This window comes from Pontibacter ummariensis (assembly GCF_900188175.1).
GTDB classification, from domain to species: domain Bacteria; phylum Bacteroidota; class Bacteroidia; order Cytophagales; family Hymenobacteraceae; genus Pontibacter; species Pontibacter ummariensis.
Map to the genome: position 1 here is coordinate 27,223 of NZ_FZOQ01000018.1, position 14,787 is coordinate 42,009.

General features: G+C 53.4%; 9 protein-coding genes. 6 read left to right on the forward strand and 3 right to left on the reverse strand.

Translation table 11 applies throughout. From position 1 onward, the window contains the following. The first annotated feature begins 1 nt into the window (after position 1). The 4 genes from CHB92_RS17655 to CHB92_RS17670 all read left to right on the forward strand — a co-directional run bounded on the left by CHB92_RS17655 (position 2) and on the right by CHB92_RS17670 (position 7,355). Positions 2-2,425: a DUF3536 domain-containing protein gene (locus CHB92_RS17655; protein WP_089320563.1), complete on the forward strand. Its 2,424-nt coding sequence runs from the start codon at positions 2-4 to the stop codon at positions 2,423-2,425. Between the two features lie 6 nt (positions 2,426-2,431). Beyond that, positions 2,432-5,146 carry a malto-oligosyltrehalose synthase gene (treY, locus tag CHB92_RS17660; RefSeq protein WP_089320564.1) on the forward strand — a complete coding sequence of 905 codons (2,715 nt, stop codon included), beginning with the start codon at positions 2,432-2,434 and terminating at the stop codon, positions 5,144-5,146. Position 5,147: 1 nt separating this feature from the next. Then, complete coding sequence (gene malQ / locus CHB92_RS17665; protein ID WP_089320565.1) at positions 5,148-6,656, forward strand: 4-alpha-glucanotransferase; 1,509 nt, start codon at positions 5,148-5,150, stop codon at positions 6,654-6,656. A 141-nt stretch (positions 6,657-6,797) separates the two neighbouring features. Further along, complete coding sequence (locus tag CHB92_RS17670; protein WP_089320566.1) at positions 6,798-7,355, forward strand: thioredoxin family protein; 558 nt, start codon at positions 6,798-6,800, stop codon at positions 7,353-7,355. Here the strand turns inward: CHB92_RS17670 and CHB92_RS17675 are convergent. Next, the gene (locus tag CHB92_RS17675; RefSeq protein WP_089320567.1) at positions 7,352-8,182 is read right to left on the reverse strand and encodes a murein L,D-transpeptidase catalytic domain family protein; all 831 of its coding nucleotides are present in this window, start codon (positions 8,180-8,182) and stop codon (positions 7,352-7,354) included. The genes CHB92_RS17670 and CHB92_RS17675 overlap by 4 nt on opposite strands. Before the next feature lie 166 nt (positions 8,183-8,348). On the opposite strand from CHB92_RS17675, the gene CHB92_RS17680 reads away from it, so the two are divergent. Then, positions 8,349-9,716: a M23 family metallopeptidase gene (locus tag CHB92_RS17680; protein WP_089320619.1), complete on the forward strand. Its 1,368-nt coding sequence runs from the start codon at positions 8,349-8,351 to the stop codon at positions 9,714-9,716. Between the two features lie 143 nt (positions 9,717-9,859). After that, on the forward strand, positions 9,860-10,759 hold the full coding sequence (locus CHB92_RS17685) for a Ppx/GppA phosphatase family protein (protein WP_089320620.1): 900 nt from the start codon (positions 9,860-9,862) through the stop codon (positions 10,757-10,759). 114 nt (positions 10,760-10,873) lie between these two features. Here the strand turns inward: CHB92_RS17685 and ppk1 are convergent, their stop codons facing one another. Further along, on the reverse strand, positions 10,874-12,976 hold the full coding sequence (gene ppk1, locus CHB92_RS17690) for a polyphosphate kinase 1 (protein WP_089320568.1): 2,103 nt from the start codon (positions 12,974-12,976) through the stop codon (positions 10,874-10,876). Positions 12,977-13,282: 306 nt separating this feature from the next. Beyond that, positions 13,283-14,530, reverse strand: coding sequence for a glutamate-5-semialdehyde dehydrogenase (locus tag CHB92_RS17695; RefSeq protein WP_089320569.1), 1,248 nt, complete (start codon positions 14,528-14,530; stop codon positions 13,283-13,285). Positions 14,531-14,787: the final 257 nt, after the last annotated feature.

Consider the following 14,787-nt stretch of genomic DNA (forward strand, 5'->3'; position numbering starts at 1 on the left):
TATGAACCGCTACATTTGCATCCACGGACACTTTTACCAACCGCCACGCGAAAACCCCTGGCTAAATGAGGTAGAAATACAGGAGTCCGCTTCCCCTTACCATGATTGGAACGAACGCATCACCGATGAGTGCTATGCCCGTAACTCCGCCTCCCGTATCCTGAACGGGCAGGGCAACATCGTGGATATCATGAACAACTACGCCCACATCAGCTTTAACTTCGGCCCTACCCTCTTAGAGTGGATGGAAAAGAAAGAGCCGGAGACCTACGCGGCAATTCTGGAGGCTGATAAGGAGAGTCAGAAACGCTTTTCGGGGCATGGCTCCGCCATCGCGCAGGTTTACAACCACGTGATTATGCCACTGGCCAACGAGCGCGACAAGCGCACGCAGGTGGTCTGGGGTATCTATGACTTTAAAAAGCGCTTTGGACGCGACCCTGAGGGCATGTGGCTCGCTGAAACAGCGGCAGATACGCCCAGCCTGGAAGTACTGGCCGAGCACGGTATTAAATTCACTATCCTGTCTCCGTACCAGGCAAAGCGCTACCGGCAGATCGGGGCAAAGGAGTGGCATAACACGGAAGGTGCCAAGATCGATCCCCGAAGGCCTTACCTGTGCAAGCTTCCATCAGGCAGAAGCATCGTGCTGTTCTTTTACGATGCGCCCGTATCGCAGGGGATCGCCTTCGAAAAGCTGCTGGAGCGTGGTGAGGACTTTGCCAACCGCCTCACGAGCACCTTTGACGAGAAAAGCAAGGAGCCACAGCTGATGCACATTGCCACGGACGGGGAGACCTACGGGCATCACCACCGTTTTGGCGAAATGGCCCTCTCCTACGCCATTCATCACATTGAGGAGGAAGGCCTTGCGCAGATCACCGTCTACGGGGAGTACCTGGAGAAATTCCCGCCAACGCATGAAGCGGAGATCATTGAAAACAGTGCATGGAGTTGTGCCCACGGGGTAGAACGCTGGCAGAGCAACTGCGGCTGCAATACCGGGGGCAACCCTGACTGGAACCAGGAATGGCGCGGCCCCCTGCGGAAGGCCTTCAACCTCCTGCGCGACCAACTGACCCCGCTCTATGAGCAGGAGATGAAGAAGCTGGGCGCAGCCCCGTGGCTCACCCGGAACGATTACATCCAGGTGATCATGGACAGGTCCGAAGCCAACGTGATGGCTTTCATCCAAAAGCACACCGGCAGGCAATTGAACCGGGAGGAAAGCGTCCGCTTTCTGAAGCTGCTGGAAATGCAGTACCACACGCTGCTGATCTACACGAGCTGTGGCTGGTTCTTTGACGAGGTGACGGGCATTGAGACCATGCAGGACATTTACTATGCGGCCCGCGCCATACAGTTAGCCCAGGACCTGGGCCAAGAAGACTATGAGTCTGTTTTTTTGCAGCAGTTGGAGCTCGCCGAAAGCAACCTGAAAGACCAGGGGACGGCAGCCAAAGCCTTTATTTCCCTTGTAAAACCTACCGTCATCGACTTACTGCGGGTAGGGGCGCACTATGCCGTGTCCTCCCTGTTTGCTGACCACGCAGAGCAGCTGAACCTGTACTGTTACCAGGCTACTTCGGAGGCCTATGACCTGCAAGAGGCAGGGCGCCAGAAGCTGGCTGTGGGACGCGCACGCATCAAGTCGCAGATAACCTGGGAAGAGGACACCATCTCCTTTGCTGTGCTACACCTGGGCGACCATCAACTGTTCGGCGGCGTGCGCGAGTTCATGAGCCCAGAGGACTATAAAAGACTCCGCTACGAGTTACGCTCGGCTTTTGAAAGAGGCAACGTAAGCGAGGTGATCATGCTGCTGGACAAGCATTTCCAGTCCCACAACTACTCTTTCTGGCACTTGTTCAAAGACGACCAGAAGAAAATACTGGACCAGGTGCTCGACCAGACAATGGGAAGAGTGGAAAACGAGTTCCAGCAGATCTACGACAACAACTACCCGCTGATGGCCGCCATCAAAACGCTGGGCATGAAACTGCCCCGCCCCCTGCATACCACCGTAGAGTACATCATCAACACCCGGCTGTTACGGGAGTTTGAGTCCGAAGGGCCCGATATCAACGAAATACGCCGCCTGCTGCGCGAAGCCCGCCGCATGAAAGTACGCCTCAACTATGAGCCGCAGGAGTTTGCCGTATCACAACGGATAGACCACCTGATGGAACAAGTGCAGGCGCAGCCGGAAAGGCTGGATAAGATGCAACTGATCATTGACCTGGTGCACGTGCTGGAGGGCTCCAAGCTGGAGACGGACTACTGGCAGGCACAGAATATCGCCTTCCGGATGCAACAAAGTTTGTACAATGACTATAAAAAACGTAGCACGGAGGGTAACCAGGAGGCAAGGGCCTGGTGCCATCAGTTTGACGCGCTCTACAATACCCTGAACCTGAAAGCATAAAGAACCATGGTATATATTCCATCCGCCACCTATAGAATGCAGGTATCGCCCAGCTTTACGCTAAAGCAGCTGCGGGAGCAACTCCCTTACCTGCACGCGCTGGGCATCAGCACCATCTACTCTGCACCCTTTTTCTGTTCCAAGCCGGGAAGCGAGCATGGCTATGATGTAACCGCCCCTTATGACATTAACCCCGAAGTGGGAACACTACAGGAACTGAAAGGCATAGCGCAGGAGCTGAAGGACAAAGGCATGGGCTGGTTGCAGGATATTGTGCCGAACCACATGGCCTACCACCCGGACAATGTTTGGCTGATGGACGTGCTGGAAAAAGGACCGCAGTCCTATTTTTACACTTTCTTCGACATCGACTTTCACCACCCGGACTTTGCCGGGCAGGTCATGGTGCCTTTCCTTGGCGCTCCCCTGGACGAGGTGATCAAACAAGAACAGCTACAACTCGCCTTCGGGGAAAAGGGCTTTACCCTTAACTACTATGAGAACAGCTACCCCCTTAGTGTAGCCAGCTACAAGGAGCTACTGCAGGAAGTCTTACAACTGTCCGGCGACCCGGAGGTAAGCGATTTAGTGCAGAAGTTTGAGAAGGAGCTGCAGTTGTTCGCGGAAGAAAGCATCACACCAGCGGCCTGGAGCAACTATAAAAAGAAGCTCTACAGCGCCGGACAAGCACAACCAAAATGGCAAAAGGCGCTAAGCCAACTGGTACAGCACATCAATGACAACGAAGCCGACCTGCGCAGGCTCCTGGGGCAGCAGCATTATGTACTGTGTTTCTGGCAGGAAACGGAAAAACACATCAACTACCGTCGTTTCTTCACGGTGAACGACCTGATTTGCCTAAGCATGGAACGCCCCGAGGTGTTTGAGCAGTACCACCATTTCATTAGGCAACTGTGCGACCAGGACCTGGTGCAGGGCCTGCGCGTTGACCACGTGGACGGCCTTTTCGACCCTACTACTTATCTGAAGCGACTGCGCCAGCTGGCCGGCCCCGAGAAGTACTTGGTGGTGGAGAAGATATTGGAGGGCGAAGAGCAGCTACCGGAGCGCTGGCCTATACAGGGCAACAGCGGCTATGATTTTCTGGCATGGGTAAGTAACCTTTACACCTCTGCCTCAGGCCGCCGTAAGCTAACCGAGGTGTACCGCCGCCTGGTACCCAAGGCCCCCACCAATTACGAGCAACTGGTGTTCGACAAGAAGATGTACATCCTGAAAACCCAGATGCAGGGCGAACTGGAGAACCTGCTGCGCCTTTTACAGGAACGACACCTGATCCCGTTGGAACAGGAGGACTCCTGGCGCAAAGCACTGGCGATACTGTTGTGTGCCTGGCCCGTGTACTGTATCTACGGCAACCGCCTGCCCTTGTCAAAAGACGAGATGCAGGTAGTGGACAATGCCTTTTCCGAGGCACGGAAACAGGCCCCTGACCTGCAGGAACAGTTAGATCACCTGCATACCCTCTTCACTTTGCAGCCGGATGACACCGAGAGGCAAAAGCACGACAAGCTGTATTTTGTGATGCGTAGCCAGCAGTTCACAGGTCCGTTGGCAGCCAAAGGCGTGGAAGACACTACTTTTTACAACTATAACCGGCTGATCTCCTTGAACGAGGTAGGAAACAGCCCCGACATCTTCCACTTGGAAGAAGCTGAGTTTCATGAGCGCATGCAGTACCGGCAACGGGTGTATCCACACTCCATTAACGCCACCGCCACCCACGACACAAAACGCGGCGAGGGAGCCCGGATACGGCTGAACGTGTTAAGCGAGCTACCGGAGGAGTGGGAAGCGCAGGTACAAAAGTGGATTGAGACGAGCAAAAAGTACACCACCCGGCCCTCTAACAACGACCTGTACTTCCTTTTCCAGACCCTGCTGGGCGTGCTGCCTTTGGACGGTGAGGTAGACGACACCCTGATCCAACGCGTGCAGGAGTACCTGCAAAAGGCCCTGCGCGAAGCCAAGGTAAAATCGGACTGGTCTGAGCCCAACGAGCCCTATGAGCAGGCCATGCAGGACTTGGTGCAACAGCTTTTGCAGCAGGACGGGGACTTTAAGAAGTCCTTTCAGCCTTTCCACCAGAAAATAGCGCATTATGGCTGGCTGTACTCTCTTTCGCAAACACTCCTGAAAGTAACCTGCCCGGGCGTGCCGGACGTGTACCAGGGCACAGAGCTGTGGGACCTGAGCCTGGTTGACCCCGACAACCGCCGCCCTGTGGACTACGGACAGCGACAGGCTTACCTGCAGGAAATAAAGAAACAAGAGGAGCAAGGCGTGGCCAGGCTACACAAGCAGTTGTTGCAAAGCCCGGAGAATGGCAAGGTAAAGCTATACCTGCTGTACAAAGCCCTCAACAGGCGCCGGGAGCTACAGGCTCTGTTTAACCAGGGCGATTATATCCCACTGCAACTGCAGGGCAAGCATAAAGACCATGCCCTGGCTTTTGCCCGTCGTTACCAGGGGCAGTGGAGTATAGTGGTGACACCTCTCCTGCTGGTGAGCCTGATCAAAGAGCAAGTGCTCCCGCTCGGGGACCAGGTATGGGCAGACACGGCGCTTGTGCTCCCAGCAGAAGCACCTGCCCAGTGGCAGCAGGTATTCGGCCAGGAGCAGCTTAACGCACAGGGTTCCTTGCCGCTTGCCAACATTTTCAAGTCTTTTCCAGTAGCATTTTTAACAGCAACTAAATAACATGATTATACCGCAGCGCAGCGCAGGACTTTTACTTCACATTACCTCCCTCCCCTCCCGTTTCGGAATAGGAGACCTGGGGCCGGAGGCTTACCATTTTGCCGATCAGCTAAAAGAGGCAGGCCAGCGGTACTGGCAAATACTTCCCCTGAACCCCACGGAGGGAGGCTACGGCAACTCACCCTACAGCAGTCACTCGGCCTTTGCCGGCAATCCCCTGCTTATCAGCCCGGAACTGCTCGTACAAGACGGGCTGCTGCAGGAAGAGGACCTGGAAACGACAGAGGCCTTCGAGGAACAACGGGTGGATTACGACAAAGTCACCCGCTTTAAACTGGGGCTCTGGCGCAAAGCTTTCGAGAACTTTAAGAAAGGATCCGACAAGTCTCTGCAAGAGGAGAACGAAGCCTTTCAGAAAGAGCACAGGGCCTGGCTACTGGACTTTACTTACTTTGCCGCTTTTAAAAAGCGCTTTGAGGACCGTAGCTGGGTAGAGTGGCCGGACGAGATAAAACAGCGGGACCCGCAAAGCCTGAAGGAACTGGCCCAGGAGCTGTCTGAAGAAATAGCCTTTGAGGAGTTCCTGCAGTTTCTGTTTTACCGCCAGTGGGAGCACTTAAAGCAACATTGCCACAAAAAGGAGATCTGCTTCTTCGGCGATATGCCCTTTTATGTAAGCCATGACAGCGCGGATGTTTGGGCCAACCCGCGCTTCTTTAAATTGGATGAGGAAGGCAGGGCAACGGCCGTATCGGGTGTGCCGCCAGACTTTTTCAGCGAAACGGGGCAACTGTGGGGAACTCCCGTGTTTAACTGGGAGGAACTGGCAAAGGACGGCTACAAGTGGTGGCTGCTCCGCCTCGACCATAACCTGCGCCTATTTGGGCTGCTGCGCCTGGATCATTTTCGCGCCTTCTCGGCTTACTGGGAAGTACCGGCCAGCGAGGAGACCGCCATCAATGGCAAATGGGCCAAGTCCCCTGGCAGCGATATCCTGCAGCGGGTACAGCAAAAGCACCCCGAGATGCCGATCATTGCCGAGGACCTGGGAGAGATAGACCAGCCCGTACGCGACCTGATCAAGCAGTTCGACTTGCCGGGTATGTTGGTTTTGGTCTTTGCCTTTGGCGATGACAAGGCCTTTGAGAGTTCCTTTATTCCGCATAACCACGTGCAGAACAGCGTGGTGTATACGGGCACGCACGATAACAGCACTGTGCGCGCCTGGTTTGAGGAAGCCAAAAAGGATGACAAGAACAGGCTCAGCGAGTATACCTTTCACAAACTCACGAAAGAGAACGTGCATGAGGTCATGAACAGGCTTGCCTTAGGCTCTGTGGCCCAGCTGGCGGTACTGCCGGTGCAGGACGTGCTTGGGCTGGGGAAAGAGGCTATCATGAACAAGCCCTCCACTGCCAACGGCAACTGGGAGTGGCGCCTGAAAAAAGGCCAGTTCAGCGACAAGTACATGAAGGAGCTACGGGACCTGACCAGAATTTATGGTCGCTAGGCGAAGGCTATAGAAGGCTACGAGCTTCGTAAAGCTTTAACGGGTAATTTGTTATCTGCTATAAAAGTCTTATTTTAGATACTGTAGGAAGTAAAGCAGTTGCTTGCTGATCCGATGTTCCACCTCTAAAACAGAACCACCATGGCCTACTCCACTTCATCGGTTGAACTGGGAACAAAAGCGCAGAACTTTGCCCTTTTTGATACAGTTAGCGACAACCTGGTAGCGTTGCAGGATATAGCCTCCACTAAAGCCACTGTTATCATGTTTATCTGTAACCACTGCCCTTATGTGCAGCACATACTGGAGGAACTGGTAGAGGTGGCAACAAGCTATACGGCCAAGGGAGTGAGCTTTGTGGCGATAAACGCCAATGATGCGAACCTGTACCCGGAGGACGGGCCCCGGCAAATGAAAGCGCTGGCACTGGAGCACGACTTTCCCTTTCCGTACCTCTACGACCAGACGCAGCAAATCGCGCGCAGTTACGAGGCAGAGTGTACGCCAGAGTTTTTTGTGTATGACAGCGGCTTAAAGCTGGCTTACCACGGGCAGTTTGATAGCTCCCGCCCGAATAACAACGAGCCTGTTACGGGGCAGGACCTCCGTCAGGCACTGGACGCGCTCCTCACCGGGCAGGCCGTACCCCAGGAGCAGAAGCCCAGCGTTGGCTGCAGCATCAAGTGGCGGGAAAGTTAGCTGGCCCCAGGGCTTAATTCCTTTCTGGATTCTTTCACCAGCTCCGCCATTGCGGTTGTATAGTCCAGGTACTGGGAGGTATAGTTTTCGGCTGGGGCATGGGCATACAAGGCTGTACCGCCCATCACCGTCCTGATGATGTCTTCATGCTCTTCTGTGGGGACAGCCGGGCAGCCCAGGCTGCGGCCCAATCGCCCTGTCTTCTCAATGAAGTCCTCTGTCGCGTATTCAGCCCCATGCATGACAATACACCTGTCCATCGCGTTGGTGTTAAAGCCTTCGTCCAGCCCGTTCAGTTTCAGCGAGAGGCCGTGCTTTCCGTAATAGGTGTCTTCTGTTACATAAAACCCGATACTACTCATGTAAGAGTCGCGCTTGTTGGAAAACTGTTCTGCAAAGTTCTCCCCGGAATTCCGTCCGTGGGCAACATACGTGTTATACAGCAGCTCCTTCTTCTCCACGTCTATGACCCACAGCCTTTTCTGGGTAGAGGCCTTCGCGAAGTCCACAATGGTGATGACAGGCTTATCGGAGACCTCGCCTTTTCTCCTCATGTTATAGTAACCTGCCAGGGCCTTGTCAAACACCTCGAAGTTTAAGCCCGTATCCTGCAGCTGCATGTAACTGTACAGGTTGTAGGAGAGCTGGTTAAACTTCATTACTTTATAATGGGCGATGCGGCCTTTGGTCTTCTTCACGTCGGCATCCGGCAAGGCCATGCCTGTGCGCACCGGGCTGGCCATGGGGGTCAGCACCAGGGGGGCAAAAAGCGGCAGGAGCCTTTTCGCCAGCTTTTGTTTTGTTCGTTTCCATCTCTGTTTTCCCATCTCTTCGCATGTATTAACCCGCTATATTTTACGTATTACCGGGATGACAGTTAATTCCTGCACCTATGTTGGGGTTTTATGGCAGGTTAAGGCCAAATTCTTCGGGCAAAGGCATCATTTTTGCCTTAAAGGCTGTAACACAAGGAGAAACACCTGAATGAGTTACATGAACAAGAGAAACAACAGCAACTTTGCCTGGCTATGGTTTGGACTGGTGCTACTGCTTGCCAACTGTGGTGGCAAGCAAACCTTGCGGGGTGTGTTTACCAAGAACCAGACGCCTTATGAACGCTACGTGTCCCGGCTAAAGGACGCCAAACTGACGGAAACAGCCCTGGGACAGGACTGGATCCAGGCAGGCCAGCAAGCCCTGCAGGACTCGATTACAGTGGCGCTTCCCTTTAAGGAAACAGGTTACTTTGCGGCTGATGAACCCAAGGCCTTGGGCTATCGGGTAAACGCCAAGCGGGGCGAACGCATCACGGTTAACCTGGATATGAAAACGCGCGAGCAGGCGCAGGTCTTCCTGGATATATTCGAGGCATCGGCATCACCCACCGATCCGCCGAAGCATGTTGCCTCTGCCGATACCACTGCCACTTCGCTTAGTTACGAAGTAGAAGAGGACCAACAGCACCTGGTGCGGGTGCAGCCAGAACTATTGCGAGGCGGGCAGTATACCGTCACGATACAGGCAGAACCGACCCTCGCTTTCCCGGTACAGGGAAAGACAAGCCGTAACATTGCCAGCGTATGGGGCGACGAACGGGACGGCGGGGCGCGCCGCCACGAGGGCATTGATGTGTTTGCCAAACGCGGCACCCCTGTTGTTGCTTCTGCTGCAGGGGTCGTGTCCCGCGTAAGTGAAACGCCCCGTGGCGGGAAAGTGGTCTGGCTAGCGGACGTAAAACACCGGCAAAGCCTGTATTACGCCCACCTCGACAGCCAACTGGTCGCTCCGGGCCAGCGCGTACAGGTTGGCGATACGCTTGGCCTGGTGGGCAACACGGGGAATGCCATTACCACTGCGCCTCACCTGCACTTCGGCGTTTACCGCTTCGGGCTTGGGGCGACGAACCCCTACCCTTACGTACATCTTACAGACAAGCCTGTGCCAGGAGTAAAAATAGATACCTCCCTGGCAGGCAACTGGATACGCGTTGCTTCTAAAGCAGGGAACGTGCGCTTCCAACCCTCCACAAAATCAAACGTGTACCAGACTTTGCCACAGCACACGCCTTTGCTGGTAGTAGGCGGCACCGCTGACTGGTACCGTGTAGCCCTGCCTGATGGCATGGAAGCGTACATTGCCAGCAGCGTAGTAGAGCCCGCAACGAAACCTGTAACCTACGAAAAGCTACCCGTGGCAACGGAACTGCTGGATGAGGCACACCCTTTGGCAGCTGCCAAAATGAGCTTAACAGCAGGTAGCAGCATCGCTGTACTGGGGCGCTACCAGGACTTTGACCTCGTGCAAAGCGAGTCTGGCGAAACAGGCTGGATCAAAGACAACGGTTCTGAAGCGGGTAGGTAGCGCGTTGCAAATAGCACTTAAGGAAGGGAGTTAGCTGTATGGCTACACTCCCTTTTTTCTTTCCCCTAAAACGGAAAACCGGGCTTAGCTGAATGGTATTTTCTGCTTATATTTACAGTTATCACAACAACTCTGAACGAAATTTGAAGTTAGCAGCGATAGATATCGGTTCGAATGCTGTCAGGTGCCAGATCTCCAGCGTGCTGAACCACCACGACAAAGTCCTTTTCAAGAAAGTAGAGTATGTCCGCTACGCCATCCGCTTCGGCGAAGACGTTTTCAACACCGGCTACATCAGCGAGGTGAAGGTAGATAAATTCCTCAAGCTACTGAAAGCTTTCCAACTCCTGCTGGACGTGCACGATGTAGAGCACTACATGATCTGCGCCACCTCGGCTATGCGCTCTTCCCTCAACGCCCCTGAAATCATAAAGCGCGTGAAGGACGAGTTGGGCATGGAAATTCAGGTGATTGACGGCGTACTGGAAGCGGACCTCATCAACAAGGTTATCTTCAACTACTTGGATAATCGCAACTACCTGCACATCGACGTGGGCGGCGGCAGCACAGAGTTTAACATCTACGTGAACCGGCAGAAAATGGACTCCCAGTCGTTTGAGCAGGGCTCCATCCGCCATAAGCACGGGCGCGACTCGGAGGAGCTGTGGAACAGCATGCGCCAGTGGATTGAGAAGAATGCCCGGAAGTACCACTTATCGCGTGCCATTGGTACAGGCGGTAACATAAACAAGATCTACGAGATAGCCGGCAAAACGACTGGTAAGCCCATCTTCAGAAAACAGATCGAGGAGGTAGCCCAAAAACTAGCCGCCATGACCATGGAGGAACGCGTAACGGAATTGCTCCTGAACCCTGACCGTGCCGATGTGATCGTGCCGGCCTCCGAGATTTACCTCTCGGCCATGAAGTGGGCCAAGCTGGAAAGCATGATCGTGCCAACAGTAGGCTTAAAAGACGGCATGCTCTACGCGCTTTATGAGCAGTACCACCCTGAGCGGTTTGAGATAAGCAAAATAAGCTAAGTGTTCGTTTAACAACTGGCAGGATATTCTTTTTATAACCAAGAGCGGCTGTAGCAAGTCTTCAAAGGAAGAGGCTACAGCCGCTCTTGGTTTATGGACGGTTTTAATCTGCAACTAGACCAGCTCTACCAGCTGTGGCTCGCTACAGGCTTTGTTGTAAAATATCTTGTGCACGTCCACTACCTCCTCATTGGCACCGGCGCGTTTCTTTATGTAGGTACCATCCTCCCGCATGATGTAAGAGTTCTGGTTGTCCAGGAGGTTATAGTAAAGGATATTGATGGCTTCCATCCGCAGCTCCTCGTTCGTGATCAGGAACAGGGCCTCGATACGGCGATCAAAGCTGCGCACCATCACGTCCGCACTGCCCCCATATACTTTCGGCTCCCCGTTGTTATGGAAGTAATACAGGCGCGCATGCTCCAGGTACTCTCCCACAATGGATTTCACCGAGATGTTCTCACTCAGTTCCTCCCGGCCCGGGCGCAGGCAGCAAATCCCCCTGACGATCAGTTTAACGGGCACGCCGGCTTTAGAGGCTTTATAGAACTCGTCGATCACCTCCTTATCCTCCAATGAGTTTATCTTGATCACGATGCCGCTCTTCAGGCCTTTCTTGGCATTACGGGCCTCGTTCCGGATCAACTCAATCAACTGATGCCGCATGTTCTTCGGGGAGGTCATCAGGTACTTGTACTCATTAGGCCTGGAGTGGCCGGTGATCACGTTGAAGAACTCTGACACGTCGTGGGCATAGACTTCATTGGTGGTCAGGAGGCTTACATCCGTGTAGAGGCGGGCAGTTTGCTCGTTGTAGTTGCCGCTGCCGATGTGTACATAGCGGGTCACCTTCTCTCCTTCTTTCCGGATGATCATCATCATCTTCGTGTGCGTTTTGTACTTGCTGATGCCGTATATCACAAAGCAGCCGGCTTTCTCCAGGCGCTCTCCTTCTCTCAGGTTACGCTCTTCATCAAAGCGGGCTTTCACCTCGAACAGCACGGATACGTGCTTGCCATTCTCCGCCGCCTTCAGCAGCGCCGCCGTCACCCGCGACTGGTCTGCCAGGCGGTAAATCGTTTGCTTGATACCCAGTACGAGCGGGTCTTCGGCAGCCCGTTCCAGCAAGCTCACCACAGGCTCCATGCTGTTATATGGGTGGTGCAACAGCACGTCGTGGTCCTTCAGGTACTCAAACATGTCTACCCCATCGCTCGGCAGGCTGTGCGGCATCACCGAAGACGGTTGCTTAAAGCCCTTGTCCCGGAAGTGGCGGTGGTTCACGATCTGCCACAGGCCCTTCAGGTCGATCAGGCTGTTGATCGTAAAGACGTTGGCATTGTCGATGGTCCAGCGTTCTTTGAGCAAGCGCATCATGTACTGCGAAGGGTTCCGCTCTACTTCCAGCCTTACCACCCGTCCTTTTTTACGGGTCTTCAGCTTGGACTTAATCTCCTGCACAAAATCTGCCTCCAGGTCGTCCGACTCCTCCAGGGTAAAGTCCCCGTTACGGGTAATACGGAACAGGTTCACAGACACGATCTCCACGTTACGGAACAGCTTCTTGATCTTCAGGCGGATAATCTCCTCGATCGGAACAAAGATAATTTTGTCCTTCCGGTTGATCTCGTAAAAGCGGCCCAGGTTCTGTGGTATCTGCACGAAGGTTACCCGATCCTGCGGTTTCCCCTCATCGGAGGTGCGGGTTACCACGCCAAAAGTCAGCAGCTGGTTCATGAGCAGCGGAAAGCCATGGTAGTTGTCGAACACCATGGGGGTTAACAGCGGGAAGATGGTATTCTTAAAGAAAGAGTCCACCTTCTTCTGCTCTATCTCCGTCAGCTCGCTTACTTTCAGGATGTCGAAACCACTTTTGGCAAAAAGCGGTTTCAGTTCGTTGTTAAAGGTCAGGTACTGGTCGTTGACAAAACGGTGAGCATAGTCCAGCAGCTTTTTGCGGAAAGGCAACTCCCGAAGCCCAGAATAGTCGGTCCGCTCCTTGCCATAGTCCAGGTAGTTGTACAAGCTTCCCACCCGGATCATGAAAAACTCATCCAGGTTTGAGGAGGTAATGGCCATAAACTTCAGCCTGTCGAACAGGCTCTTGTTCGTATCGCGCGCCTGGTCCAGTACCCGGTAATTGAACCGCAGCCAACTGAGATCGCGGCTAATGTATTTACTTCTCTTTATTTGGTCAGAAACCTTATTGATAAGCATGTTCTCCTGTGTTTACTAGCATACGGAAAGGACTTCTGGCAGCCCCTGCCTGTGTCACCATAAAATATAACTATAAATCGATGCTGAATTATACAATCCGGGAAGATAATTTTTCACGCTTTGTTTAACGTACTTAGCCCTAATACTTTATAAAAACCAACTCTTTAGGCCGCTACTGCCTCCAGCACTGTCCACCTCTTTCTTCTGTCAGCGCTATAGCTTACGGGCACACACAAACCGCTGCCATAAAAAAGCCGGCTGTTGCGCTAGGGGCAACGGCCGGCTCTATGAAAATGTGTTGCCTCCTTAGGCCCTTACCTGGCCACTGCCTTTCACGATCCACTTATAGCTAGTGAGTTCGTTTAAGGCCATTGGTCCGCGTGCATGCAGCTTTTGGGTACTGATACCGATCTCAGCTCCCAAACCGAACTGGGCGCCGTCTGTAAAGGCGGTAGAGGCATTCGCGTAAACGGCAGCCGCATCCACCGCTTTCAGAAAGTGGTCTACGTGCGCTTCGTTGTTTGAGATAATTGCCTCACTATGCTGCGAGGTATGCTGGTTGATGTACTCAATCGCCTCTTCCAGGTCGTCTACGGTTTTTACAGCCATTTTCAGGGACAGGAACTCTGTTCCAAAATGCTCTTCTGTGGCCTGGTGCAGTTTCTCCTCCGGATAGCTCCCTTTCAGTGCCTCATAGGCCGGTGCATCGGCATACAGGTCCACCTCTTTTTCAGCCAGGCCTTTGCCAATGGCTGGCAGATCCTGCAGGCGCTTTCTGTTAATAACAAGGCAATCCAAGGCATTACACACGCTAACCCTTCTGGTCTTGGCATTCACGATGATGTCCTTGCCGCTTTCCAGGTCCGCATCCGCGTCGTAGTAAGTGTGTACAATGCCTGCCCCTGTTTCAATTACCGGCACCTTCGAGTTTTCACGCACATAGTTGATGAGGCCCTGGCTACCGCGCGGAATGATGATGTCCACATAATCAACTGCGTGCAGCATTTCGTGTGTCGCCTCACGGTCTGGCGGAAGCAACTGTACAATATTTTTATCTACGTCGTTACTTTCCAGCACCTCGTGTATGATTTTAACGATGGCTGCATTAGAATCCCTTGCATCGCTCCCCCCCTTCAGCAGGAGGGCGTTACCGGAGCGCAGGCATAGGCTGAACACGTCGAAGGTAACGTTTGGGCGGGCTTCATAAATGATACCGATCACGCCAAGTGGCACAGACACTTTTTTCAGCTGAAGCCCATTATCCAGCTTCTGCTCGGCCAGCACCCTCCCAAGGGGTGAAGGAAGGCTAGCGACATTCCGGATGTCAGCGGCAATGGCTTCGATGCGTTCCTTTGTGAGCTTCAGCCTATCGTACTTCGGGTCATTGGCGTCCATGCGGTTCAGGTCTTTCTGGTTCTCGGCAAGGATCGTATCGGTAGCCTCTACCGCTCTGGTAGCTAAGTCTTCTAATACCTTGACTACTTTTTCCTCCGAAAGTAGGTTTAACTTCCTGCTTGCCTGTTTAACACTTTCAAAAACCTGTTGCAATGCCATGTTCTGTTTCTTATGCTGTTTGATGGTATAAATGGGCTCTTGTCTCTCTCTGGTAGAGGTGTTCCCACGTAAAAGTCATTTACTCGAAAGCAAAAGTACAAAAAATATCCCGGCCATAAAAGCAGGTAGTGGGTCAGACAGCTCTTCACATCCCCACACAAGCTGCTCAGTCGACCTTATAATCTTCTTACCTACTGCTTCTTATGTATACAGACTGATACACCAGCAGGAGACATGAAAAACTATGGGAAGGCGCG